Raw genomic sequence first — 26588 nt, forward strand, 5'->3', positions numbered from 1 at the left:
GTGATGAGTGAAACCCCAGCTTCCGCACCCGAATCCGCAGAATCCGCTGCAACCACCGCGCCGGCGGCAACGGACACCGCCACCGCAGGCAACACCGCCGAGGAGCGCGCACCGCGCACGGAGGACGGCACCGCCCGCCCCATCACCCCGGGGACGCAGGCCGCCGAAGGGACCTACCGCCGCCAGACGGTCTCATTCGTGCGACGCGGCACCCGCCTGCAGGGCAAGCGGCAGAAGGCCTGGGACGAGCACTCCGCACACCTGGCCGTTGACGTGCCGCGCCACATTGCAGACACCTCCGTGCACCCCGAATACGTCTTTGATGCCGCGGCGGAGTTCGGCCGCACGGCGCCGGTCGTCGTCGAGATTGGTTCCGGCCTGGGCGACGCCGTCATCCACGCCGCCATGGAAAACCCGGACAAGGATTTCCTCGCCGTGGAGGTCTACACGCCAGGCCTGGCCCAGACCATCCAGAAGATCGTCGCCAACAACATCACCAACGTCCGGGTGGTGCAGGCAAACGCCCCCGAGGTCCTGAGCAGCATGCTCCCGGCCGGATCCGTCAGCGAGGTGTGGGTGTTCTTCCCGGACCCGTGGCACAAAACCAAGCACAACAAGCGCCGCATGGTGAAGGACGCGTTCGCCCCGCTCGTGGCCCGCGTCCTGGAGCCCGGCGGCACCTGGCGCCTGGCCACCGACTGGTCCGCCTACGCGGAGCAGATGCTGGAGGTGGGCAACGCTTCGGAGGACTTCACCAACATTTACGACGGCGAACGCACCGGTGCCGAGAGCCCCCTCACCGAGGCGCGGCTCAGCGGAGTTGACTGCGAACAGAGCGATGAAGCGGACGAGGCAGGAGGCTGGGCCCCGCGCTTTGACGGGCGCGTCCTGACCAGCTTTGAGGGCAAGGCCCACAAGGCCGGCCGGGTCATCTTCGACCTCGCCTTCCGCAAAAACTAGCCAGCGGCGGAGCCGGGGCGGGCAGTGGCGGCCCCTCCGCCCCGGCGGACGGCAGTTCAACCTGCGTCAGCAGGTGCCTTGGCCCCCGGGAATACGTGTAGGCCCCCAAATTCGAGATTTGGGGGCCTACACGTATTTCCGGCGCCATTCTGCACCGCCTGGGGCCGCCCCACCAGGCCAGCTGCCACCGGCGCAGCTCGAAGCAAATTCAGCGTAACAATCAATTTTTCGCGCGTAACATTCGATGAGACCATTGACACATTCCTCCTCGCCTGCGCAAAAGTCGCATATTTTAGGCAAGAATTAGATCACCCTTATGTTGACTATTTGACCGGTCGTAGAAAACGCCTGCGATGCACCATATGGTGGTGCCATGACTGCCGAAACTTATGTCGCTGGGGTCGATGGCCCGGCGTCGGACGCGATGTTGAAATTGGGGCGTTTCTTCACCAAATGGGATGAAACCGACGATGGCCGGGCGGTGTTCCGAGAGGGCGGACGTGCCGGGGACATCTTCTACCGCGACCGGTGGAGCCACGACAAGGTGGTGCGCTCAACCCACGGCGTGAACTGCACGGGCTCCTGTTCCTGGAAGGTGTACGTCAAGGACGGCATCATCACCTGGGAATCCCAGCAGACCGACTACCCGTCCGTGGGCCCGGACAGTCCCGAGTATGAACCCCGCGGCTGCCCCCGCGGCGCCGCGTTCTCGTGGTACACCTACTCCCCCACCCGCGTCCGCTTCCCCTACGCCCGCGGCGTCCTCGTGGAGATGTACCGCGAGGCCAAGGAACGCCTCAAGGACCCCGTCCTCGCGTTCGCCGAGGTCTCCACGGACCCCGAAAAGCGGCGCAGGTACCAAAACGCCCGCGGCAAGGGCGGCCTGGTCCGCACCTCCTGGGCAGAAGCGCTGGAAATTGCCGCCGCTGCCCACGTGAACACCATCAAGACGTACGGCCCCGACCGCGTCTCCGGCTTCTCGCCCATCCCGGCCATGTCCATGGTCAGCCACGCGATCGGCACCCGCTTCGTGCAGCTCATCGGCGGCGTCATGACCTCCTTCTACGACTGGTACGCGGACCTTCCCGTCGCCAGCCCGCAGGTGTTCGGCGACCAGACCGACGTCCCGGAGTCCGGCGACTGGTGGGATGCCACGTACCTGATGATGTGGGGCTCCAACGTCCCCGTCACACGCACCCCTGACGCGCACTGGATGGCCGAGGTCCGCTACCGCGGCACGAAGGTCATCGCCATCAGCCCCGACTATGCGGACAACACCAAGTTCGCCGACGAATGGCTCCCCGCCCAGGCCGGCACCGACGCCGCCCTCGCCATGGGCATGGGCCACGTGACGCTCAAGGAATTCTTCGTTGACCGCCAGGTCCCGTTCTTCCAGGACTACGTCCGCCAGTTCACCGACCTGCCTTTCCTGGTCCGTCTCGAGAAGCACGACGGCGGAGCTTACGTTCCCGGGAAATTCCTCACCGCCGCGTTCGTCCCCGGCCAGGAAAACCTCGAAGACGCCGAGTTCAAGACCATGCTCTTCGACAAGGTCACCGGCGAGGCAATCGTCCCCAACGGCACCATGGGCCACCGCTACTCCAAGACGGGCGAAGGCAAGTGGAACCTTGATTTGACGGGCATCGAGCCGGCACTGAGCCTGGACGAGGTCACCGGCGAATCCGTGGAGATCCTGCTCCCCTGCTTCGAGGACCCCGAAGGCGCCGGCACCATCATGCACCGCGGCGTGCCCGCGAAGATGGTGGGCGGCCACCTGGTCACCACGGTCTACGACCTCATGCTCGCCCAGTACGGCGTGGGCCGGCCGGGCCTGCCCGGCACCTGGGCCAAGGACTACAACGACGTTTCCGTCCCCTACACCCCGGCCTGGCAGGAGGAGATCACATCCGTCCCGGCCCAGGCCTGCATCCGCGTGGCCCGCGAGTTCGCCCGCAACGCCGAACAGTCCAAGGGCCGCTCCATGATCATCATGGGCGCCGGCATCTGCCAGTGGTTCCACGGCGACACCACCTACCGCGCCATCCTGGCCCTGGTCATGCTGACGGGCTGCATGGGCCGCAACGGCGGCGGCTGGGCCCACTACGTGGGCCAGGAAAAGTGCCGCCCCATCACCGGCTGGGTATCCCTGGCCAATGGCCTGGACTGGTCGCGCCCGCCCCGGACCATGATCGGCACCGGCTACTGGTACATGCACACCGACCAGTGGCGCCAGGACGGCTACTCGGCCGACGCGCTAAAGTCGCCGCTGTCCACGGGCAACCTGGACGGCATGCACACGGCCGACGCCCTGGCACAGTCCGTGCGCCTGGGCTGGATGCCCTTCTACCCGCAATTCGACTCCAACCCCCTTGACCTCGCGGACAAGGCCATCGCGGCAGTGGCAGCCGGGGAAGCCCCGGATGAGAAGACCTGGATTGCCCAGTCGCTCATGAACCGCACCGTCAACCCCGCCATCGAGGACATCGACGCCCCGGAAAACTGGCCGCGCACCCTGGTGCTGTGGCGCTCCAACCTGTTCGGCTCCTCCGCCAAGGGCAACGAGTACTTCCTGCGGAACCTGCTGGGCACACACAACAATGTCATGGGCCAGGACAGCCACGAATCGCTCAAGCCGCAGGACGTGAAATGGCATGAGGAGGGCCCGGAAGGAAAGCTGGACTTCCTGATGTCCGCCGACTTCCGCATGACCAGCACCACCCTGCTCTCCGACGTCGTGTTCCCGGCCGCCACCTGGTACGAGAAGCACGACCTCTCCTCCACCGACATGCACCCGTTCGTCCACGCCTTCACCCCGGCCATCGACCCGCCGTGGGAAACCAAGACGGACTTTGAGCTGTTCACCGCACTGGCCGAGGAACTCTCACGCCAGTCGGCGAAACACCTGGGCACCCGCAAGGACCTGGTCAGCGTCCCGCTGATCCACGACACCGTGGGCCAGATCGCCCAGCCCGGCGGCGTGGTCCGCGACTGGCGCAAGGAGGGAATCGACGGCGTCCCCGGCCAAAACATGCCGAACTTCACTGTTGTGGAGCGGGACTACACGGCCATCGCCCACAAGCTCACCGCCGTCGGACCCCTGGCAGACAAGCTCGGCTTCACCGTCAAGGACATCACCTACAAGCTGGACACGGCCCTGGCCCACCTGGGCAAGGTGAACGGCGTCATGATGGGCGGCGCCGCGCACGGCCGCCCGGCCATCGACACCGACGCGAAAATGGCCGAGGCCATCCTGACGTTCTCCGGCACCACCAACGGCCAGCTCGCCGTGGCCGGGTTCAAGGAAATGGAACGGAAGACGGGCATGAAGCTCGTTGACCTGGCCGAGGGCAGCGAGGAAAAGCACATCTCCTTCGCCATGACCCAGGCCGGGCCGCAGCCCGTCATCACCTCGCCTGAATGGTCCGGCTCGGAGACGGGCGGGCGCCGCTACGCACCGTTCACGCAGAACATCGAGCGGCTCAAGCCCTTCCACACGCTGACCGGGCGCATGCACTTCTTCCTTGACCACGACTGGATGATCGACATTGGCGAAATGCTGCCGATCTTCCGCCCGCCACTGGACATGCACCGGCTGTTCGGGGAACCAAAGCTGGGCCCCAACGGAGACAAGGAAATTGTGGTGCGCTACCTGACACCGCACTCCAAGTGGTCCATCCACTCCGAATACCAGGACAACCTGCTGATGCTTTCCCTCTCCCGTGGCGGTCCCACCGTTTGGATGAGCCCGCAGGACGCCGGGTCAATCAATGTCAAGGACAACGAATGGGTTGAGTGCGTCAACGCCAACGGCGTGTTTGTGGGGCGGGCCGTGGTCAGCCACCGGATGCCCGAAGGCGTGGCGTACATCTACCACGCACAGGAACGCACCATCGACGTGCCGAAGTCGGAGGCCACAGGCCGCCGCGGCGGCATCCACAACTCCGTCACGAGGCTGCTGGTCAAGCCCAGCCACCTCATTGGCGGGTACGCGCAGCTGACGTACGCGTTCAATTATCTTGGCCCCACAGGAAACCAGCGGGACAACGTTTCCACCATCCGTCGCCGTTCCCAGGAGGTGCAGTACTAATGCGTGTTATGGCTCAAATGGGCATGGTCATGAACTTGGACAAGTGCATTGGCTGCCACACGTGCTCCGTCACGTGCAAGCAGGCATGGACCAACCGCGCAGGCGTTGAATACGTCTGGTTCAACAACGTGGAAACCCGCCCCGGGCAGGGTTATCCGCGCCGCTACGAGGACCAGGAGAAGTGGAAGGGCGGCTGGGAGCTGAACAAGCGCGGCCGCCTGAAACTCAAGGCCGGCGGTCGCGTGAAGAAGCTGTTCGGCCTCTTCGCCAGCCCCCTCCAGCCCGAGCTCAAGGACTACTACGAGCCCTGGACCTACGACTACAAGACCCTGGTTGACGCCCCGCTGGGCGACGACTTCCCGGTGGCCCGGCCCAAGTCCCTCATCACGGGCAAGGACACGAAGATCGAGTGGAGCGCCAACTGGGACGACGACCTGGGCGGCACCTCGGAGATGGGCCACCTGGACCCGATCGTGGAGAAGGTGCGCCGCGAGTCCGAGGACAAGATCAAGTTCGAGTTCGAGCAGACGTTCATGTTCTACCTGCCGCGCATCTGCGAGCACTGCCTGAACCCTTCCTGCATGGCATCCTGCCCCTCCGGCGCCATTTACAAGCGCGTCGAGGACGGCATTGTGCTGGTGGACCAGGACCAGTGCCGCGGCTGGCGCCAGTGCATGACCGGCTGCCCGTACAAGAAGATCTACTTCAACCACAAGACCGGCAAGGCCGAGAAGTGCACGTTCTGCTACCCGCGCATCGAGGTGGGCCTGCCCACCGTGTGCTCGGAAACCTGTGTGGGCCGGCTGCGGTACCTGGGGCTTTTCCTGTACGACGCCGATGCCGTCACCGCTGCTGCCTCGGTCACGGATCCGCAGGATCTGTACCAGTCGCAGATGGATGTGCTGCTGGACCCCAACGATCCCGCCGTCATCAAGGCCGCCCGTGAACAGGGCATCCAGGAGGACTGGATCGAGGCTGCGCAGAAGTCGCCCGTGTACGCACTGACCAAGGTGTACAAGGTGGCCCTGCCGCTGCACCCGGAATACCGCACCATGCCCATGGTCTGGTACATCCCGCCGCTGTCCCCCGTGGTGGACCTGCTCCGCGACCAGGGCCACGACGCCGAGGACAAGGACGTATTGTTCGGCGCCATTGACGCCCTGCGCATCCCGGTGGAGTACCTGGCCGAGCTGTTCACGGCCGGCGACACCGGTCTCGTGACGGAGGTGCTGCAAAAGCTGGCGGCCATGCGTGCCTACATGCGCGGCATTTCCCTGGGCAACGACCCCGACGAGTCCATCCCCGCCGCCGTGGGCATGGACGGCGCCACCATGTATGAGATGTACCGGCTCATGGCCATCGCCAAGTACGACGAACGCTACGTGATCCCCAAGGCCCACGCCGAGCAGGCCCACGACCTGGAGGAAATGGGCTGCTCGCTGGACTTCGAGGGCGGCCCCGGCATGGACTCCATGGGCATGTCGCCCTTCGGCGAGGCCAGCGGACGCCCCACACCGGTGGCCCTGGAAACCTTCAACGCGCTCAAGGACCGCCAGACCTCCGACTCGGTGGCCGGGCCGGACACGCTGCGCGGCCGCGTGAACCTGCTCAACTGGGACGGCAACGGCGCACCCTCCGGGCTGTTCCCGCAGCAGCACCCCACCGAGCCGCCCGCGGACGACCTTGAAGGTGCTGTCGAAGGCGGTGGCGGATCATGACCGGGGCCGGCAAAAAGGACCGGGTGACGTTCCTGGCCGCCGCGTGGTGCCTGTCCTACCCGGATGCCGAACTCGTGGGCCGCGTGCCCTTGATGCGCGCCGCCCTCGGCGAGTTTCCGGGCGCAAGCCGGCCCTTCGCCGTCGTGCTTGACCAGTTGGAGGGCACGGACCTGATGTCGCTCCAGGCCCAATACGTGCAGGAATTCGACCTGGGCAAGCGGCACGCGCTGCACCTGTCCTACTGGACGGACGGGGACACCCGGCGGCGCGGGGAGGTGCTGGGCGCGTTCAAGAAGGTGTACCGCGGGCAGGACACGCTGGTGGACACGCGCGGTGAACTGCCCGACTTCCTGCCCATGGTGCTGGAGTACTCGGCCACCGTGGACATGGCAACGGGCAAGGAACTGCTGGTGCAGTACCGGCCCAGCCTGGAGCTGATCAAGTTTGGCCTGCTGCGCGACAATCTGCCGCACAGCGACATTGTGCAGGCCATTTGCAACACCCTGCCGGGCGCCTCCCCGGAAGACGAACAGGCCGTGATGAAGATGGCGGGCTACGGCCCGCCCACCGAATCCGTGGGCCTTGACCCCTATGATCCCCGTTTGCTGCCCATGAGAGGGGCCTGACGCAATGAACATCTTCCTCTGGGGCGTGCTCCCCTACATCATGGTGGTCATCCTGGTGGGCGGCTCGATCTGGCGCTACAAATACGACCAGTTCGGCTGGACCACGCGCTCCTCGCAGCTGTATGAATCGAAGTTGCTGCGGATCGGTTCGCCCGTCTTCCACTTTGGCCTGCTGGCCGTGATTGCGGGCCACGTCTTTGGTCTGCTGATCCCGAAGACGTGGACCGAGGCCGTGGGCATGACGGAGAACATCTACCACTTCAACGCACTGTTTGTGGGCACGATTGCGGGCGTGGGCACGCTGGGCGGCATTGTGCTGCTGATCTACCGGCGCCGCAAGACAGGGCCCGTGTTCATGGCGACCACGAAGAACGACAAGCTCATGTACGTGGTGCTGGTGGCGGCCATCGTGTTCGGCCTGTGGACCACACTGGCCAGCGTGTTCTGGCCAGTGCATGACATGACGTACCGGGACACCGTCTCGCCCTGGTTCCGCTCGCTGTTCATCTTCCAGCCGGACATTGGGGCCATGGCCATGGCGCCCACCTCGTTCCACATCCACACGCTCGTGGGCATGCTGCTGTTCATGGTGTGGCCGTTCACCAGACTGGTGCACGCGTTCACCGCGCCCATGCACTACCTGTTCCGGCCGTACATTGTGTACCGCTCACGGGACAAGGGCGCCAGCGTCGCACCCCGCGACGGCTGGTCCGAGGTGGGCACGCACGACCGCGACACCAGCAAGCGCTAACCCTTCCACGATTTCTCATACCGGACAGCAGGAGAGAGACATGGCAACACCCACAGCCACCAACCCGCCGGCCCTCAAGGGGCAGGCCCTGAACCTTACGCTGGCGACCGCCGCCTCGGTGGTCGGGTTCTGGGCCTGGAACATCATTGCAACACTGAGCACGCACTACGCCAACAACATGGAACTGTCCGCCGGAACCATGGGCATCCTGGTGGCCATGCCCATCTTCGTGGGCTCACTGGGCCGCATCGTCGTGGGCACCATGACGGACAGGTTTGGCGGCCGGGCGCTGTTCACCTTTGTTCTCGTGGCCACCATACCCACAGTGCTGCTGGTTGCGTTGGGAGGGGCACTCAACTCCTTTGCCATAGTGCTCATCGCCGGCTTCCTGCTGGGTGTGGCGGGCACGGTCTTTGCCGTGGGCATCCCGTTTGTCAGCGCCTGGTACCCGCCGGCCCGCCGCGGCTTTGCCACCGGCGTGTTTGGTGCCGGCATGGGCGGAACGGCCCTGGCCGCATTCCTGAACCCTCGCCTGGTGAAGTCCATTGGCTATGTGCCCACGCACCTGCTGATAGCCGGAATCCTGGCCGTCATGGCCGTGCTGGTCTGGGTCTTCATGAAGAACGCGCCCGGTTGGGAACCCAACAAGGCACCCGTCATGCCGAAACTCATCGACGCCTCCAAGCTGGCCGTGACCTGGAAGATGTGCTTTCTGTACGCCGTGGTCTTTGGTGGTTTCGTCTCCTTCGCCACCTACCTGCCCACGTACCTGCGCGATGTGTACGCCTTTGATCCCAGCGCTGCCGGAGCCCGGACCGCCGGCTTCGCCTTGGCCGCCGTGATCGCCCGGCCCATTGGCGGCGTCATTGCGGACAAGATCGGCTCCAAGCCCGTGGTCATTGCATCCCTGGTGGGCGTTGCCATCCTTGGCTTCTTCGTGGCGCTGGAACCGGCCGCCGACGTCCAGGCCGGCCCCGTCTTCATCGCCCTCGCCGCGGCCCTGGGCCTGGGCACCGGCGGCGTGTTCGCCTGGGTGGGCACGCTGTCCCCGGACGGCAAGGTCGGCACCATCAGCGGCATTGTCAGTGCCGCAGGCGGCCTGGGCGGCTACTTCCCGCCGCTGGTCATGGGCTGGACCTACAACCCCGACGCCGAAAACTACAAGTACGCCATTGGCCTCTCACTGCTGGTGGTGACGGCCATCGTGGCGCTGCTCTTCACCTTGTTCTTCGTGAAGGATCCGGCGAAGAAGAAGTTGGAACCCGCCGTGAAATAGCCACTTCGCCGAGCAGGGGCCCATCACTGCACCGGCTGGGCACAACGACGGCGGCGGGCTGGACACATTCCAGCCCGCCGCCGTCGTCGTTCTTCCTGGCGGAGGCCGGCAAGCTGCCGAATTTGCCACCGGAACGTGCCGCAGAACCACCAAGCCCACCACGCCCGCAAATACTGCGTAGGATTGATAGATGTGGTTCGCACACTTGCGCCACTCCCAACCGACAGGTGGAAAAGTTCTGTGACGTCCTCCTCCGCCGGTCCGCGCCTCATGACGCGGATCGCCGAGTTCAGCGAGAATTCCATTGCTGCAGGCCGCGCCTACGCCGATGAGGACCGGGTCAGCGCCATCACGCTGGAACCGGCCACCGGGCTGCTGTCCGGAACCGTGGCCGGCACCAGGGACTACAAGTCCACGGCCAAGCTGGTCCGCGAGCACGACGGCGTCATCGCCTGCCGGGTGGGCATCTGCAACTGCCCCGTGCGCCAAAACTGCAAGCACGTGGTGGCCTTGATCGCCGCCGCCGAGGCAGACATTTCCTTCACCGATTTTTTCCTCCCCGAGGAAGCCCCGCAGGAGCCCACCTTCTTGGAGACCCTGCTGGCCAAGGCCAAGGACGGCAAAAAAGCCGCGGCCGCCCCGGGCGCGGAGCCTCTCGAATCCTGGGAGGCGGCGCTGTCCGCACTGCTCCCCCCGGCCGCCGCACCCCCCAGCCAGGACACGCCCGCGCTGGGCCTGCAATTTGAGCTGCACATGCCGCCGCCGCGATTCTCCTACCGCGGCCGCGGCGCCAGTGTCCCCTCCGAACCCGTCCTGAACGTGCGCCCCGTGGTCATGGGGGCGCGCGGCAAGTGGGTCAAGACCGGCGTCAGCTGGGCCACGCTCGGCTACCTTGCCTACGGCGGCACCCACGACCGCACCCAGCTGGACTGGCTCAGCGAATTCCTGTCCTCGCACAGCCCCCGCCAGTACAACCACGGCAACGCCAGCGCCTGGCTCTCCCTCAACGACTTTGCCGGGCGGAACCTGTGGCAGCTGCTGGGCACCGCCAACAAGAACGGCGTCGCCCTGATCCAGTCGGGCAGCGGCGACCCCGTGCGCATCCTCAACCATGAGGCCGTGCTCGCCCTTGACGTCACCCAGGGCACGGACGGGCTCGACGTCGGACCCCTCATCGAGGTGGACGGCTCGCCCGTCACCGCCGAGATCACGGGCCGCATCGGCAACCCGGTCACCGGGCTGTTCTTCGGCGACCAGGCCGAACCCGCGGCGGCGGGCCCGGGCACCCAAGGCCGTTCCGCCGTCGTGCGCGGAAACATCACCCTGGCACCGCTGCCGGCGGACGTCTCCGCGCAACTGCTGGATTTTGCGCTGCGCAAGGAGACCGTCCACGTTCCGGAACAGGCGCGGGAGAAGTTCCTGACGCAGTTTTACCCGCAGCTGAAGCAGGCGGCGCAGGTGGTGTCGGCGGACCATTCCGTGGAGCTGCCGGCGTATGTGGAGCCCACGCTCTCGCTGCTGGCCGCGTTTGGCGGGGACCACACGGTGCGGCTGCACTGGGAATGGCACTACCCCGTGGGCAGCCGCGTCACGTCGCTGCCGCTGTGGCCGGAGCTGGGTGAAACCGCGGTGCGCGACACCGGCGCCGAGGCCCGGCTGGTGGAATCCGTGGGGCGCCCGTGGGAGGACATCACCGCCATGGGCGTCGCCTCGAACAACGCGTGGGGCGAGCCCGCCCTGGCCTCGACCGCCGAGCTGACCGGGCTGGACACGCTGACGTTCACCGAGACCGTGCTGCCGCGGCTGCAGGAGCTGCCCGGCGTTGAGGTGGAGACCACCGGCGACATCGCCAGCTACCGGGAGGTCACCGAGGCGCCGATCGTCACGATTTCCACGAAGGCCACGGATGAGCGCGACTGGTTCGACCTTGGCATCGTGATCACGCTCGAGGGCCAGTATGTGTCCTTCGCGGCCGTGTTCTCCGCCCTGGCCGCCGGGAACACGCGCATGCTGCTGCCCAGCGGCGCCTACTTCTCCCTGGACCGCCCCGAACTGCACCAGCTGCGGGCCCTGATCGACGAGGCCCGCAGCCTCAACGACATCAAGGACGGGCAGCTGCGGATCAGCCGCTTCCAGGCCGGGCTGTGGGACGAGCTGGCCCAGCTGGGCATCGTGGATGAGCAGGCGCAGGCGTGGCGGACCGCCGTTTCCGGCCTGCTCGACGGCGGGCCAACAGTTCCGCTGCCGGCGCCCGAGGGCCTGAACGCAACCCTGCGCCCGTACCAGCTGGACGGTTTCAACTGGCTGCATTTCCTGTACAGCAACGGGCTGGGCGGGGTGCTCGCCGACGACATGGGCCTGGGCAAGACCGTGCAGACGCTGGCGCTGATGTGCCAGGTCCAGGCTGAGCAGGACGGGCTGAAGGCACCGTTCCTGGTGGTGGCACCCACCTCCGTGGTGGGCAACTGGGCCAGTGAGACCGTGAAGTTTGCGCCGGGGCTGAAGGTGGTCACGGTTTCGGAGACCTTTGCCAAGAGCGGGCTGGACTCGGCGGGCTTCTTTGCCGGCGCCGACATCGTCATCACCTCCTACGCCCTGTTCCGGATCGACTTTGAAGCATATGGCGAACAGGACTTTTCCGGGCTGATCCTCGACGAGGCGCAGTTCGTGAAGAACCACCAGTCCAAGGCATACCAGTGCGCGCGGAAGCTGAAGGCCCCGTTCAAGCTGGCCGTCACCGGCACACCCATGGAGAACAATCTCATGGAGCTGTGGGCGCTGTTGTCCATCGTGGCGCCGGGCCTGTTCCCGAGCCCGAAGCGCTTCGCCGAGTTCTACCAGCGGCCCATTGAGAAGAACACGAACGCCAAGCTGCTGCACAAGCTGCGGACCCGGGTAAAGCCCCTCATGCTGCGCCGCACCAAGGAAGCCGTCATTGCGGACCTGCCGGCCAAGCAGGAGCAGATCCTGGAAGTGGAGCTGAACCCGCGCCACCAAAAGATCTACCAGACGCACCTGCAGCGCGAGCGCGCCAAGATCCTGGGGCTGCTCAAGGACGTCAACAAGAACCGCTTCACGATCTTCCAGTCGCTGACGCTGCTGCGCCAGCTCAGCCTGGACGTGACGCTCGTGGACGAGGGCCAGGCCGGGGTGCGCTCCTCCAAGCTGGACGTACTGTTCGAGCAGCTGGAGGATGTGGTGAAGGAGGGCCACCGGGCCCTGATCTTCAGCCAGTTCACCGGTTTCCTGGGCAAGGTCCGGGACCGGCTCACGGCCGAGGGCATCGACTTCACGTACCTGGACGGGGGCACCCGGAACAGGGCCGCCGTCGTCGAGGAATTCAAGACCGGAACGGCGCCGCTGTTCCTCATCAGCCTCAAGGCCGGCGGTTTTGGGCTCAACCTGACCGAGGCGGACTACGTGTTCATCCTGGACCCGTGGTGGAACCCGGCGTCCGAGGCCCAGGCCGTGGACCGCACGCACCGGATCGGGCAGAAGAAGAACGTGATGGTCTACCGCCTGGTCGCCAAGGACACGATCGAGGAAAAGGTCATGGCGCTGAAGGCGAAGAAGTCGCAACTGTTCTCAGATGTCATGAGCGGGGAATCACTGGCTGGCGGCACGCTGACAAGCACCGACCTGGCCGGCCTGTTCGCGGAGTGACACCAAAGCCCTGTTAAAAACAGATAACGCCGTTGTTGGACCCAACCCAGTGGGATCGGTCCAACAACGGCGTTGTCGATATTGCTTGGCGGTCAGCGCTGCGGGCGCCAGACCACCATGGCCTGGCTGCGGGGGCGGGGGCGCTGGCCCCGGGCCAGTGCAACAATGTCCCCGCCTGCCAACCCGGCGGCGAACACGCGGCTGTTGGGGCGCAGCGCCCGCGACTGGCCCTCCGCCGTGACGGCTTCCAGCTGCTCGCTGAGTTCAAGCACCCTGGCACGCAGCGCCTCGACCTGGTTCTCCAGCTCCATGATGCGCTTGATGCCTTCCAGGGACACCCCGGCCTGGGAGAGTCGCTGCACCTCCCGGAGCATGTCGACGTCGTGCTGCGAGTACCGCCGCGCGCGTCCGGGGGCACGGCTGGGCTTGACGATGCCGAGACGGTCATATTGGCGAAGGGTCTGCGGGTGCATGTCCGCCAGCTCCGCGGCCACGGAAATCACAAAAATGGGCGCGTACGGATCAATTTGCATCGCAATTCCCTTCCTCAACAGTGCTTCTTTGTCCCCCCTGGCCATTCCCCCGGTGTCCCGGCCGGTCCGGGCCGGCCGGGACAGTTGCTACAGTTTTGCCTTGTCCTTCAAGGCTGCGCGCGGATCGCCGTCGGCTGTCGCCTCGGCGAACGCACGGACGGCATCCTCGGCTTCCTTGCTGAGCTTCTGCGGCACGGCCACGTCGATCGTGACGAGCAGGTCGCCGTCGCCCTTCTTGGTCTTGACGCCGGCACCCTTGACGCGCAAGGTCCGGCCCGACGGCGTGCCCGCCGGAACACGGACCCTCACCGTGTCGCCGGTGAGGGTTGGGACGCTGATGTCGGCTCCCAGCGCGGCCTCCGGGAAGGTGACCGGAACGTGGATGCGGATGTTGTTGCCGTCGCGGACAAAGAAGTCGTGCGGCTTGACGTTGACGGTGACCATGAGGTCGCCGGGGCCGGCCGCACCCTGCTGGCCCTTGCCCTTGACGCGCACCTTCTGGCCGTCCTTGATGCCCGCCGGGATGCGCACGTCAATGACCTCGCCGTTGGGCTCGCGCAGGCCGATCTTGGTGCCGTTGATGGATCCGGCAAAGGAAATCGAGGTGCTCGCCGTGCGGTCCGCACCCTTGGTGGGCGTGGGCTGGAATCCGCCCCCGCCGAATCCGCCGCCGCCGCCGAACAGGTCGGCAAATTCCGGCGGCAGGCCTGAGCCGCCAAATCCACCGCCGCCACCACGCGAGCCGCGCCCGCCGCCGCCGAACAGGTCTCCGAAGACGTCTTCAAAGCCGCCGCCTCCGCCGCCGTGGCCGCTGCCAGGTGCGCTGAACCGCGCACCTCCGCCCATGGCCCTGATGGCGTCATACTGTTCACGGTCTTCCTTGCTGGACAGCACTGAATACGCTTCGGAGACGTCCTTGAAAGTCTTTTCCGCCTGGGCATCACCGGAGTTGGTATCCGGGTGATACTTGCGGGCCAGTTTTCGGTAGGCCTTCTTGATGTCGGCCTCCGATGCATCTTTGGACACACCGAGGATTTTGTAGAAGTCTTTTTCAACCCAGTCCTGACTTGCCAAGACGCCTCCTTTCTAAAAGTTTGTGGGGAACTGCTGTGTTCCGGCGGCCGGGCCATTGCTGGGTCCGGCCGCCGGAACAGGTGAAACAGTTTATGCTTCGGGCACTGCCACGATCACCTGTGCGGCGCGCAGGATGCGTTCGCCGGACTTGTAACCGTTGCGCAGGACCTGGCTGACCGTGTCGATTTCAACATCGGCGCCGGGCTGCTGGATGAGGGCCTCGTGCACCGTCGGGTCGAAGGGCACGCCGACTTCGGCGATGCGCTCCAGGCCGTAGGTGGTGAGCGTGGTTTCCAGCTTGGCGGCGATGGCTGCGAACGGACCGTCCTCAAGGTCGCCGTGGGCGCGGGCCGCGTCGATGTCGTCCATGACCGGCAGGAGTGCGTTCAGCACACCGATCACGGCCATCTGTCCGGCAACGGCCCGGTCGCGCTCAACGCGCTTGCGGTAGTTGACGTACTCGGCCTGCAGGCGCAGGAGGTCGTTCTTCAGCTCGATCGCCACATCGGACTCCGCACCCTGTGCCACGGATTCCTCGGCCGGAACCTCAACACCGTTGAGGATGTCCTCGGCCTGTGAGAGGGCATCGCCCTCTGCGCCGGCCGGGGTGCCGGCGGCTTCGCCGTCCGGCACCTCTTCGGGGTTTACGGATTCAGACATAGTTACTTCTTCTCGTCTTCGTCGATGATCTCGGCGTCCACGATGTCTTCCTCGGCACCGGCATCGGAGGATGCGGCACCTTCGGAAGCGTCGGCGTCGGCCGTGGCACCCTCAGCCTGGGCTGCGGCGTAGATGGCCTCGCCCAGCGTGGACTGCGACGCCTGCAGCTTCTCGAACGCGGCCTTGACGGCTGCGTCGTCGTCGCCTGCAAGGGCGGTCTTCAGCGCGGTGACATCTTCCTTGACGGGGTTCTTGACCTCGTCGGCGAGCTTGTCGTCGTTGTCGGCCAGAACCTTGTCCACCGAGTACTGCAGCTGCTCTGCGGAGTTGCGCAGGTCTGCTGCCTCGCGGCGCTCCTTGTCCTCTGCGGCGTGCTCTTCGGCTTCGCGGACCATGCGCTCAATGTCATCCTTGGACAGCGAGGAGCCGCCCGTGATGGTCATTGACTGCTCAACACCGGTGCCCTTGTCCTTGGCGGACACGTGCACGATGCCGTTGGCGTCGATGTCGAAGGTGACCTCGACCTGCGGGACGCCGCGCGGGGCCGGTGCGATGCCGGTCAGCTCGAATGTGCCCAGCGGCTTGTTGTCGCGGGTGAACTGGCGCTCGCCCTGGAAGACCTGGATGGCCACGGACGGCTGGTTGTCGTCAGCGGTGGTGAAGGTCTCGCTGCGCTTGGTCGGGATGGCCGTGTTGCGCTCGATCAGGTTGGTCATGACACCGCCCTTGGTCTCGATGCCCAGGGACAGCGGGGTGACGTCGATCAGGAGGACGTCCTTGCGCTCGCCCTTCAGAACACCAGCCTGGAGAGCAGCACCTACGGCCACAACCTCATCCGGGTTGACGCCCTTGTTGGGCTCCTTGCCGCCGGCCAGTTCCTTGACTAGTTCGACGACGGCCGGCATGCGGGTGGAGCCGCCGACGAGCACGATGTGGTCGATGTCGGAAACCTTGATGCCGGCTTCCTTGATGACGTCGTTGAACGGCTTCTTGGTGCGCTCGAGCAGGTCCTTGGTCAGGTCCTGGAGCTTGGCGCGGGTCAGCTGCTCGTCCAGGTGGACGGGGCCGTCGGCCGTGACGGAGAGGTACTGCAGGGAGATGTTGGTGCTGGAGGAAGAGGAGAGTTCCTTCTTCGCCTGCTCGGCAGCTTCCTTCAGGCGCTGCAGGGCGATCTTGTCCTTGGACAGGTCGATGCCCTTGACCTTGAGCTGGTTCAGCAGGTAGTCAACAATGCGCTGGTCCCAGTCGTCGCCGCCGAGGCGGTTGTCGCCGTAGGTTGCGCGGACCTGGATCGTGGAGAAGTCGTCTTCGTCCTTGCCAACTTCGAGCAGGGAGACGTCGAACGTTCCGCCGCCGAGGTCGAAGACGAGGATGAGCTCGTCTTCCTTGCCCTTGTCGAGGCCGTAAGCCAGGGCAGCCGCGGTGGGCTCGTTGACAATGCGCAGCACGTTCAGGCCCGCGATTTCGCCGGCTTCCTTGGTGGCCTGGCGCTCAGCGTCGTTGAAGTAGGCCGGAACGGTGACCACAGCGTCGGTGACCTTCTCGCCCAGGTACGCTTCGGCGTCGTTCTTGAGCTTCATCAGGATGCGGGCGGAGATTTCCTGCGCCGTGTACTTCTTGTCATCGATCGCAATGGTCCAGTCGGTGCCCATGTGGCGCTTGACGGAAGCGATGGTGCGGTCGATGTTGTTGACGGCCTGGCGCTTGGCGATTTCGCCGACCAGGACTTCGCCGGTCTTGGAGAACGCGACGACGGACGGCGTGGTGCGGCCGCCTTCAGCGTTGGCGATGACGGTGGGCTCGCCACCTTCCAGGACGGATACAACAGAGTTGGTGGTTCCGAGGTCAATACCTACGGCACGTGACATAAGTGGTTCCTTTCATGAGCCGCTGCCTGAACAGTTCCGCCCGAGTGGCGGTTCGCTCAACCAGCGGTATTGAGCGTTCTGCACTCAACTTTACTCAGACTCGCTTCCATGTCAAGCCAAGTTGAGCGCAGTTCACTCAACTTTCACTTTCGGTGAACAAGCACGACGCCGGATGGCCGCTTTTTGTGCCCCGCGCCACCTTTGCGCGGGGCTCCTGGGGGACGGACGGGCGTGGTTTGGCGCACGCCCGGGCGCGCGGCAGGAGTTTCTTGCCCCCACCCGGAAAATGATCCCGATGCCGCTTTCTGATGCAGAAATCCCGGGATCAGAAAGCGGGATCGGGATCATTTCCAGCCACCGGGCCCGGCGGATGCGGCCAAATTGTGGGACGTTCTGGCCGCATCCGCCCAGACGGGCGTACGCTCCCAGTTATGAACGAGCAATCCAGCACATGGCCACAATCCAGCCACGGGCAGCCGGAAGAGCGCGGCGACGTCTACACGCACGGCCACCACGAGAGCGTGCTGCGGTCGCACGCTTCGCGGACGGCGGCGAACTCGGCGGCCTACCTGGTTCCGCACCTCACACATGGGCTCAGTGTCCTGGATGTGGGCTCCGGCCCCGGCACCATCACGGCGGATTTCGCCCGCCTTGTGGCACCCGGACCGGTGCTGGGCCTCGACCGGGCACCTGAAGTGGTGGCGGCGGCCGAGTCGCTGGCCGCCGAACAACATCTGTCCAACCTCAGCTTCGACACGGGAGACATCTACAGCCTCGACTTCCCTGATGACAGCTTCGATGTGGTCCACGCCCACCAAGTCCTGCAGCACCTGACGGACCCCGTGGCCGCCCTGAAGGAGATGCGACGCGTGGCGAAGCCGGGCGGCATCGTGGCGGTCAGGGACGCCGACTTCCACGGCATGTCCTGGTACCCGCAGCCGCCCGAGATGGACCAGTGGATGGAGCTGTACCAAAAGGTGGCCCGGCACAACCAGGCGGAACCGGACGCCGGGCGGCGGTTGCTCCACTGGGCGAAAGAAGCAGGCTTTGCCGACGTTACGGCGTCGAGCGCCAACTGGCTGTACGCCAGCGATGAGCAACGCGCCTGGCTGGCGGGCGTTTGGGCTGACCGGGTGACCGGCTCGGCCTTCGCCGAACAAGCCGTGGCCTACGGCTTCGCCGATGCCGCCACCTTGGCGCGGATCTCGGCGGCGTGGAGGAGCTGGGGCGAAACAGAAGACGGCTGGTTCCTCATGCCCAACGGGGAAATCATCGCTCGGGCGTAGGGGCGGGCGGCTGCTTTCCGTGCCACACGGTAGCTTGGCAGGATGACATCGATTCGGAAAGCATTTTGGGGACTGCCGGCCTTTGCCCTGGCGGGCATGCTGGCAGGTTGTTCGATTGACGCGGTCATTTGGGGGCCTGATGGCTACAAGGTGATTCAAGCAACCGAATCGCTTGTAGCCGATCTGGCGGCGGGGGAAAACTCCGATCTCCTGTGCGCAGACTTCGCGGCGGACCTCGGCACAGCCGCCGACTGGTCCGGGCGCTCGGCGGGCGAACCGGAAAAATTTGCCGCCCGGTATTGGCCCGATCAAGCAGAACTCAACCCCCAGTGGAGCATCAACCTGGAGGGCCTGCCCGACGGTGCAGGGCCGGGCAGCGATTTCCCGGGAGACGTCTTCTTTCGCGAGGCCGACGACGGCGGGCTGTGCGTGGTGGACATCACGTGGACAACGCTCGTCTCCGTGGGCTGACCCTCCGGGCGCCGTGGGTTGACGCCGGCGTCAGCGCCGGTGGCATGGCCGGGATGTCACGGCACCAGCCGGCCACCCGTACAGTTACGCGTCGACCACCAGGAACTGGCCCATCATGCCCATGTCCTCATGCCAGAGCAGGTGGCAGTGGTACATGTACGGGACCACGGGGTCGGAGAGCTTGCTGAACTGCATCAGCAGGCGGATCGTGACGCCGGGCGGGGCGTAGACGGTGTCCTTCCAGCCGGCGAGCTCCGGCAGCGGGGGCTGCTCGTTGAGGCTGAGGATCTGGAACTGGACGTCGTGGATGTGGAAGTTGTGCGGCTGGTTGTGGGAGTTCAGCACGGCCCAGGATTCGGTGGCGCCGGCCTTGATTTCCAGGTCGATCCGGTTCATGTCCATGGACTTGGAATTGATGACGTTGTTGCCGAGCATGAACATGCGCATCTCGCCTGCGAGCACGGGATCCGGGTATTTCACGGCGGCCAGCTTGGCCGGGACCGGTGCGGCCGGGGCGAGCCTGGCGGCGGCCTTCAGTGAGAGGACATCGAGGGTGTCCTGCGCACCAGCGTCCACGGCACGGAAGTCCACCACCCCCAGCTCCTGCGGGTAGGAGCGCAGCACCGCGGTTTCTCCGGGGGCCGCGGCCACGATGATCTCGGCACGCTCGCCGGGGGTGAGCATGATCCGGGTCAGCGGCACAGGGGCGGCGAGCAGTCCGCCGTCGGAGGCGATCATGGTGAAGGTGCGGCCGTCGGAGAAGCCGAAGTTGTAGCTGCGGGCGCTTGAGGCGTTCAGCAGGCGCAGGCGCGTGTGCTCGGCGGTCACCTCCAGCACGGGCGCCGCGGTGCCGTTGACCAGGATGGTGGTGCCGAGCATGCCGACGCCGATACGGTCCGTTTCAACGAGTGCACCGTTGGAGGAGAAAGTCTTGTCCTGGACGATGACCGGGATGTCATCCACGCCGTATTCGCGGGGCAGCGCCAGGGCGCCCTCCTCATCGTCGTCAACGATGAGCATGCCGCCGAGGCCCTTGTACACGTGGCGTTCGGTGGCCCCGTGCGGGTGCGGGTGGTACCAAAGCGTGGCCGCCTGCTGGTCGATCTGCCACTCCGGCGACCATGTCGCACCGGCCTCCACCATCTGGTGCGGTCCGCCGTCGGCCTTTGCGGGCAGGCGCATGCCGTGCCAGTGCAGGGTCGTGGCCTCGGGAAGCTCGTTGTGGATGTTGATGCGGATGTTATCGCCGCGGCGCACGCGCACCGTGGGGCCGAGCAGCGCGCCGTTGACGCCCCACGTGCTGGACGGGCCCTGCGGGACAATGTTCGACTCCCCCGCCTGGGTGGTCAGGTCAAAGGTGAGCCGGCCGCCGTCGACCGTGGCTGGTGCGAGCGGCGGGATGTGCAGGGGATTGCGGAACTCGACCTTGCCGGTGGTGTCCATCGCCTTGCGCTCCCCGGGTCCGCCGCAGCCTGCCAGGACCGCGAGCGCGCCGGCGCCAAGACCGAGGGTGGACAGCTGGAGCATGCGGCGGCGGGTGGGGCCGGACCGTGGGAGGGAAGCACTCATTTGCCTCATCATAGTTGCGGCATCTGGGAGCATCCTGCCGGGCCGGGCGCGGCGGTGGCGCGGATCACCGCCTGCGCGGCGCTAAACTTGCCCAGTGCAGTTTTCCCTCTGGCTGGCCCTTGTGGGCGCCGGCGCCATGATCAGCCTGACACCGGGCGCGGGCGCCATCAACACCATGTCCAACGCCCTGACGTCCGGGTTCCGCCGCTCCTTCTGGGGCATCCTCGGCCAGCAGGTGGCACTGGTCATCCACGTGGTGATCGTCGCGGCCGGCGTGGGCATCCTGGTCTCGCAGACCCCGGTGCTGTTCATGCTGATCCGCTACGTGGGCGCCGCCTACCTGGTGTACCTGGGCATCCGGCAGCTGCTGGCCAAGCCGGTGAAGAACGACGGCGGGGACTCGCCTGCCGCACTCGAGTCCGGCTTCTCGATGTTCCGGCGCGGGCTGTGGGTGAATCTGTTGAACCCGAAGGCGATCGTATTCTTCCTGGCGTTCATGCCCCAGTTCATCCGCCCCGATGAGCCGCTGCTGCCGCAATACGTCATCCTGACAATCACGGTGGTGGTCATCGACATCATCGTCATGTGGTTCGTCTTTGCCGCAGGTGCCAAGCAGCTCAAGCACCTGACCGCCAGCGAACACGGGCAGCTGGTGCTGAACCGGATCTTCGGCGTGCTGTTCATTGTGGTGGGCGCGCTGCTGGCGCTCGTGTAGCCGGGCATTCCTCCACAGGGGCGGCAGCGGGCACCTGGCCGGGCGTACGGCGTGCGCCGATAGACTGGTTCAATGACCACCACGTTCCGGATCATCACCGTCTGCACCGGCAATATCTGCCGCTCCCCCATGGCTGAGTTCATGCTGGCGGCCGCCGCCGCGGAGGCGGGGCTGGACGTGGCCGTGGATTCTGCCGGCACCACCGGCTGGGAAGTTGGCGAGCCCATCGACCCCCGCGCCAAGGCGGAGCTGGCCCGCCATGGCGTCCCCGCCACCGGCCACACGGCACGAAAGTTCAACCCGTCCTGGTTTGCCGAACGCGAGCTCATCCTCGCCCTGGACACCGACCACTACGACGCCCTCCGTGCACTCGCACCGACGCCGGAAGCAGCCGCAAAGGTTCGCATGCTCCGCTCCTTTGACCCCGCCGTTGCCGCCGAAAAGCCCGACGCCCAGGGCATCTACGACCCCTGGTACGGCGACGCCAAGGACTTTGAGGCGAGCTGGGATTTGATCGCCGCCGCCGTCCCCGGCATCCTGGCGCACGCCACGGCGCACGGTCCCGCCCGTGGCTGACCCGCGCCCGGTCCCGCAGTTCGCAAACCCGCAGCGGCCCGTCATCATCGCTGTCGACGGCCGCTCCGGCGCCGGAAAAACAACGATCGCCGTGGAGCTCGCCGCCCTCCTGCGCCGGCACCGCACCGTCTCCCTGTTCCACCTCGAGGACATCTACCCCGGCTGGGACGGCCTTGCCGGCGGCGTGGAACGCTACATTGACACCGTCCTGGCGCCGCTGCGCGCCGGGCTGCCCGCCACCTGGACCGCCTGGGACTGGGAGGCCAGGCACGACGGCGCCTCCCGGACCACGGAGGCGGCTCCCGTGGTGCTGGTGGAGGGTGTGGGTTCCTCGCACGGCCGCGCGGGCGGGTTTCTGGACGCCGTGGTCTGGGTTGATGCGCCCAGCAAGACGCGCAAGAAGCGCGCGCTGGAACGCGACGGCGAGACTTATGCTCCATTCTGGGACATCTGGGCGCAGCAGGAAGAACGCCTGCTCAACGGCAGCACCGTCCCGGCCGCAGCCGACATTGTGGTGGACGGGCGCCACGGGGTGGCGGATGCACCCGAGTTTGTCCTTGACGCACTGACGCAGCTCCCTGCCCTGGAAAACGTGCTGGCCCCCGAACTGGCCCGGCGCCGCGGACTCGAGGTGGTGGTCACCCGCCTCGACGGGCTGCCCCAGGCCGAGTTGCTGTTTCACTCCCTCTATGGCGGAAGTGGCAACGCTGCCTGGCTCGACAGCTCCATCGCGGAAGTCCAGAAAACGGCAGGCGAGGCAACGGCGGGCACCACCACCGGAACGGCAGGCAGCGGCCCGGCGCCAGCTGCCCCGGAGACCGCGCGCTCACGGTTCTCCATCATGGCCGATTCCGCCGGCTGCTTTGGCCAGCGCGCCAGCCACCATCACGGGCTGACCATTGTGTCCGCCGGCCAGGTCACCACGCACATCCGCGGCTCGTTCTTCCACTGGCTGGACTCCGTGTGGGGCCGCAAAGCCGTGCGTGCACCCATCCACTACCCGGGCGATTTCACGCTCGGCTGGCTCGGCTACCTGGGCTACGAACTCAAGGCCGAAACCGGCGGCGCGGCACGGCCCGACGAATCCACGGCCGGACCGGGCGCAACGTCCGCGATCCGGGCCGCGGCCGGGCAGGGAACCTCCGTCCCCGACGCCGCACTCCTTTTCGCCGGCCGCGCCGTGGTGCTGGACCACCGGGAGGACTGCCTCTACGTGCTGGCCCTCACCGGTGTCCAGCATCCGCAGTCGTACCGGGAGGCAGAGGATTTCCTGGAAACCGTCCACACCGCCCACGCCGCCGCTTTGGCGGCCGCAGCCCTCGCCGGCGCAACACCGCAGGCCGGCCCTCCGGCGTCGGGCCTGCCGGACAAGGCGCCCGCCTTCACGGCGAGGGACGGCGAGCGCCGCTACAAGGACATGATCGCGGCGGCGCAGGCCCAGATCCACGACGGCAATTCCTACGAGGTCTGCCTGACCACCACGCTGGAGGCGCACGCGCAGGACGGCATGGACCCGTGGGCCGCCTACCGGGCCCTGCGCCGCCGCAGCCCGGCACCGTTCGCCGCGTTCCTGCGCCTGGGCAGCCTGAGCGTTGCCAGCACGTCACCCGAACGTTTCCTGCGCATTGACTCCGAGGGCCTGATGCGCGCCGAGCCGATCAAGGGCACCCGCCGCCGCGACCCGGACCCCGCCGCGGACGCCGCACTCAAGCAGGACCTGGCCGCCTCGCCCAAGGACCGCGCGGAAAACGTGATGATCGTGGACCTGCTGCGCAACGACCTCTCGCACTTTGCCCTGCCCAATACCCTGACCGTGCCGCGGCTGTGCGCCATCGAAAGCTATGCCACGGTCCACCAGATGGTCAGCACCATCGAGGCGCAGCTGGCCCCCGGCAATTCGCGTGCGCAGGCCGTGGCCGCCGCCTTCCCGGCCGGGTCCATGACGGGGGCGCCGAAAATCAGCACCATGGCCATCCTCGACGCGCTCGAGGCCGGCCCCCGCGGGATTTATTCGGGCGCGATCGGCTATTTTTCACTCAACGCGGCCACGGACCTTTCGGTTGTCATCCGCACCCTGGTCCTGCAGGACACGGACGACGGCGGCACGCACCTTTCGCTGGGCATCGGCGGCGCCATTACGGCCGACTCTGAGGACGAGGCGGAATGGCAGGAGATCCAGGCCAAGGCCTACGGAGTGCTCTCGACACTGGGCGCAAAGTTCCCCTCAGGCTGAGCAGCAGGCGCCGATTTTATGATTAGAGGGGGTGCTAATCGTAAAACGTTTGGCAAAGCTGGTCATCGCTTTACGATTAGCTGTGCGTCATTCGTAAAATCGTTCCGTTTCCGCCAATGAGCGCCCACCCTCTGGGCGCAGGCGCCGAAACCGTGACGAGTCGTGCTCATGCGCACCAGCCCAGCGCGGGCCATGTATGAACGGGTCCCGAGGCGGTTGGGCCCACAGCCGCGAGGGGCCCAAGCCGAGGAACGAGGCTTGGGAGCGGCTGGGGACTACTGGATTGTTGCAGTCAACCGGGCCACGTTGTCCACGTAGCGCGCCAGCATGGGCCGCTGCATCCACTCATCCAGCTGCAGTTCCCGGGACATGGATCGGTAGTGGTCCTCGACGGCGTGCATCTGGCGCACCACGTCATCATCGATCATCATGACCGTGACCTCGAGGTTGAGCGAGAAGCTGCGCATGTCCATGTTGGAGGAGCCGATCACGGCCACGTCAGAGTCCACCGTGAAGTGCTTCGCATGCAGCACAAACGGCTTGGGATAGAGGTAGATCCGCACACCGGCACGCAGCAGCGCCTCATAGTAGGAGCGCTGGGCGTGGTGGACCAGGAACTGGTCGCCCACCTCGGAGACAAACAGTTCCACGGTGATCCCGCGCTGGGCGGCCGTGGTGATGGCGTAAAGCAGCGAATCATCCGGCACAAAGTAGGGGCTGGAAATGGTGATGCATTCTTCGGCCGAATACAGCAGCGTATTAAAGAGGCGCAAGTTGTTCTCTGTGCGATATCCCGGGCCGCTGGGCACCACCTGGCACAGGGATCCGCCGGTGAAGGAATCCCAGTGATACGCCGCCAGCTGCGACTCCAGCGATTCCTCGGTTTCCGAAGACCAGTCGGTGGCAAACATGACATTGAGCGTGCCAACAATGGGACCCTCCAGCCGCGACATCAGCTCCACCCATTCGCGCCCCACCTTCACGTTGCGCTTCTTCCGGTAGGAGGGTTCAATCACGTTTTGGGAACCTGTGAAGCCGACCCGGCCGTCCACCACCAAGATCTTGCGGTGGTTGCGCAGGTCCGGCCGGCGCCACTGGCCCTTGACCGGCAGCAGTGGCAGCATGCGCCGCCACTCAATCTGGCTGGCCTTGAGCCGGCGGACCATGCCCCGGTAGCCGGGCACACGCAGCGAACCGATGTGGTCAAAAAGGACCCGCACCCGCACACCCCGCTCGGCGGCCGCTTCCAATTCCCTGAACAGCCTGTCCGTGCTGGCGTCGGAGCTCATGATGTAAAACTCTGCATTGACGTAGTGCGTGGCCCGGCTGATTTCATCCGCCATGGCGTCCAGGGACTCCTGGTACCCCTCGATCAGCTGAACCGAGTTGCCGCCCAGCGCCGGGAAGTAGCCCAGGTTCTGGTTCAGTTCCATGGCGGACTTCACCCAGGCCGGGCCGTCATAGTCGGGCACCTGGGAGGCAATGTCGCGGGTGCCCTCGACGATTCGCCGGTTGACGTCGTCCTGGGTCTCCCGCCGCCGTCGAGAGAGCCGGAAATTGCCAAACATGAGGAACAGCAGTAGCCCGACGTACGGCAGGAAGAAGATGCACAGCAGCCAGGCCATCGCGGTGGTGGGGCGCCGGTTGCCGGGAATGACACCCAGCACCACGACGCGGATGACCAAGTCGACCAACACCAGCAGGGCCGATACCCATGCACTGCCCGTTGGCAGGCTAATCGCTGTCCAAACCACCGCACCTCCCGTGCCCAACGTCGCGGAATGCCGGACGGGTCGTGCCCGCTCCGGTGACACCACCTTATCCGCCGAAATTGCCGCAACGCCGCTCCCACGCGCACCGGTGGCCAACAGTTATGCTTGGCTGACCTACCACGAATAGCTGAGGCAACAATGAGCGCTTCCCAAGAAACTATCGACATCTTCGCACTTGATCCGGCAACCCTGACCAAGAAGGCCATCAACGGCATGCGCGTTGCCTTCGGCGTCAGCGGCATCATCGCCGTGGTCCTGGGCATCATCCTGCTCGTGTGGCCGGTGAAGACCATTGCCGTCGTGGCCGTCATCCTGGGCATCTACTTCCTGGTGGCCGGCGCCATCAAGGTGGGCGTGGGCATCTTCGGACACAGCATCTCCGGCGGCATGCGCGCACTGAACATCGTCCTGGGCCTGCTTGTGATGGTCGCGGGCATCATCGCCCTGCGCAACTCGGCAGCCACGGGCGAGGCGCTGCTGATCTTCACTGTCATCATGATCGGCATCGGCTGGATCATTGAAGGCATCATTGCCCTGGTTGAGTCCGGCAAGGCGGAGAGCCGCGGCTGGGCCATCATCTTCGGCATCATCAGCATCATCGCCGGCATCGCCGTGCTGGCCATTCCGGGCTGGACCGCATTCTGGCTGGTCATGATGAGCGCCATCATGCTGGTCATCCTGGGCGTTGTCGGCGTGATCCGCGCGTTCACCTTCGGCAAGGAATTCCTGAAGGCCGCTAAGCTCTAACGC

19 protein-coding genes are annotated in these 26588 nt (G+C 66.0%); 13 read left to right on the top strand and 6 right to left on the bottom strand.

Annotated elements, in window-relative coordinates; genetic code table 11:
• The first annotated feature begins 3 nt into the window (after nt 1–3).
• The 7 genes from trmB to JOF48_RS06420 all read left to right on the top strand — a co-directional run bounded on the left by trmB (nt 4) and on the right by JOF48_RS06420 (nt 13081).
• On the top strand, nt 4–960 hold the full coding sequence (gene trmB, locus JOF48_RS06390) for a tRNA (guanosine(46)-N7)-methyltransferase TrmB (RefSeq protein ID WP_209678592.1): 957 nt from the start codon (nt 4–6) through the stop codon (nt 958–960).
• A gap of 373 nt (nt 961–1333) precedes the next feature.
• Nucleotides 1334–5047: a nitrate reductase subunit alpha gene (locus JOF48_RS06395; RefSeq protein WP_209678595.1), complete on the top strand. Its 3714-nt coding sequence runs from the start codon at nt 1334–1336 to the stop codon at nt 5045–5047.
• On the top strand, nt 5047–6765 hold the full coding sequence (gene narH, locus JOF48_RS06400; RefSeq protein WP_209678599.1) for a nitrate reductase subunit beta: 1719 nt from the start codon (nt 5047–5049) through the stop codon (nt 6763–6765). The genes JOF48_RS06395 and narH overlap by 1 nt, the downstream gene beginning before the upstream one ends.
• A complete protein-coding gene (gene narJ, locus JOF48_RS06405; RefSeq protein WP_209678602.1) occupies nt 6762–7391 on the top strand; it encodes a nitrate reductase molybdenum cofactor assembly chaperone in 630 nt (209 codons plus the stop codon). The genes narH and narJ overlap by 4 nt, the downstream gene beginning before the upstream one ends.
• Nucleotides 7392–7395: 4 nt before the next feature.
• The gene (narI, locus tag JOF48_RS06410) at nt 7396–8142 is read left to right on the top strand and encodes a respiratory nitrate reductase subunit gamma (RefSeq protein ID WP_209678605.1); all 747 of its coding nucleotides are present in this window, start codon (nt 7396–7398) and stop codon (nt 8140–8142) included.
• 40 nt (nt 8143–8182) lie between these two features.
• Entirely contained in the window at nt 8183–9418 is a 1236-nt protein-coding gene (locus JOF48_RS06415; protein ID WP_209678608.1) for an MFS transporter, read from the top strand.
• 270 nt (nt 9419–9688) lie between these two features.
• The gene (locus JOF48_RS06420) at nt 9689–13081 is read left to right on the top strand and encodes a DEAD/DEAH box helicase (RefSeq protein WP_209684220.1); all 3393 of its coding nucleotides are present in this window, start codon (nt 9689–9691) and stop codon (nt 13079–13081) included.
• 92 nt (nt 13082–13173) lie between these two features.
• Here the strand turns inward: JOF48_RS06420 and JOF48_RS06425 are convergent, their stop codons facing one another.
• The 4 genes from JOF48_RS06425 to dnaK all read right to left on the bottom strand — a co-directional run bounded on the left by JOF48_RS06425 (nt 13174) and on the right by dnaK (nt 17216).
• A complete protein-coding gene (locus JOF48_RS06425) occupies nt 13174–13614 on the bottom strand; it encodes a heat shock protein transcriptional repressor HspR (RefSeq protein WP_209678611.1) in 441 nt (146 codons plus the stop codon).
• Between the two features lie 87 nt (nt 13615–13701).
• Complete coding sequence (locus tag JOF48_RS06430; RefSeq protein ID WP_209678614.1) at nt 13702–14688, bottom strand: DnaJ C-terminal domain-containing protein; 987 nt, start codon at nt 14686–14688, stop codon at nt 13702–13704.
• 90 nt (nt 14689–14778) lie between these two features.
• Nucleotides 14779–15348, bottom strand: a complete 570-nt coding sequence (locus JOF48_RS06435) for a nucleotide exchange factor GrpE (protein WP_209678617.1) — start codon at nt 15346–15348, stop codon at nt 14779–14781.
• Nucleotides 15349–15350: 2 nt separating this feature from the next.
• On the bottom strand, nt 15351–17216 hold the full coding sequence (dnaK, locus tag JOF48_RS06440) for a molecular chaperone DnaK (protein ID WP_209678619.1): 1866 nt from the start codon (nt 17214–17216) through the stop codon (nt 15351–15353).
• 431 nt (nt 17217–17647) lie between these two features.
• On the opposite strand from dnaK, the gene JOF48_RS06445 reads away from it, so the two are divergent.
• Together JOF48_RS06445 and JOF48_RS06450 are read left to right on the top strand one after the other, a co-directional pair.
• The gene (locus JOF48_RS06445; protein WP_209678622.1) at nt 17648–18502 is read left to right on the top strand and encodes a methyltransferase domain-containing protein; all 855 of its coding nucleotides are present in this window, start codon (nt 17648–17650) and stop codon (nt 18500–18502) included.
• A 42-nt stretch (nt 18503–18544) separates the two neighbouring features.
• Nucleotides 18545–18973 carry a hypothetical protein gene (locus JOF48_RS06450; RefSeq protein WP_209678625.1) on the top strand — a complete coding sequence of 143 codons (429 nt, stop codon included), beginning with the start codon at nt 18545–18547 and terminating at the stop codon, nt 18971–18973.
• Between the two features lie 84 nt (nt 18974–19057).
• Here JOF48_RS06450 and JOF48_RS06455 read toward each other — a convergent pair whose 3' ends face one another.
• Complete coding sequence (locus JOF48_RS06455; RefSeq protein WP_209678628.1) at nt 19058–20542, bottom strand: multicopper oxidase family protein; 1485 nt, start codon at nt 20540–20542, stop codon at nt 19058–19060.
• Between the two features lie 94 nt (nt 20543–20636).
• On the opposite strand from JOF48_RS06455, the gene JOF48_RS06460 reads away from it, so the two are divergent.
• From JOF48_RS06460 to pabB, 3 genes are all read left to right on the top strand, one after another.
• Nucleotides 20637–21257 carry a LysE family transporter gene (locus JOF48_RS06460; protein ID WP_209678632.1) on the top strand — a complete coding sequence of 207 codons (621 nt, stop codon included), beginning with the start codon at nt 20637–20639 and terminating at the stop codon, nt 21255–21257.
• A 72-nt stretch (nt 21258–21329) separates the two neighbouring features.
• Complete coding sequence (locus tag JOF48_RS06465) at nt 21330–21833, top strand: low molecular weight protein-tyrosine-phosphatase (protein WP_209678635.1); 504 nt, start codon at nt 21330–21332, stop codon at nt 21831–21833.
• Complete coding sequence (gene pabB / locus JOF48_RS06470; protein WP_209678638.1) at nt 21826–24066, top strand: aminodeoxychorismate synthase component I; 2241 nt, start codon at nt 21826–21828, stop codon at nt 24064–24066. The genes JOF48_RS06465 and pabB overlap by 8 nt, the downstream gene beginning before the upstream one ends.
• A gap of 275 nt (nt 24067–24341) precedes the next feature.
• Here the strand turns inward: pabB and cls are convergent, their stop codons facing one another.
• Nucleotides 24342–25766: a cardiolipin synthase gene (gene cls, locus JOF48_RS06475; protein ID WP_209684222.1), complete on the bottom strand. Its 1425-nt coding sequence runs from the start codon at nt 25764–25766 to the stop codon at nt 24342–24344.
• A gap of 210 nt (nt 25767–25976) precedes the next feature.
• On the opposite strand from cls, the gene JOF48_RS06480 reads away from it, so the two are divergent.
• Nucleotides 25977–26585: an HdeD family acid-resistance protein gene (locus JOF48_RS06480; protein ID WP_209678640.1), complete on the top strand. Its 609-nt coding sequence runs from the start codon at nt 25977–25979 to the stop codon at nt 26583–26585.
• The last annotated feature ends 3 nt before the right edge of the window (nt 26586–26588 follow it).

This window comes from Arthrobacter stackebrandtii (genome assembly GCF_017876675.1).
Lineage (GTDB): Bacteria > Actinomycetota > Actinomycetes > Actinomycetales > Micrococcaceae > Specibacter > Specibacter stackebrandtii.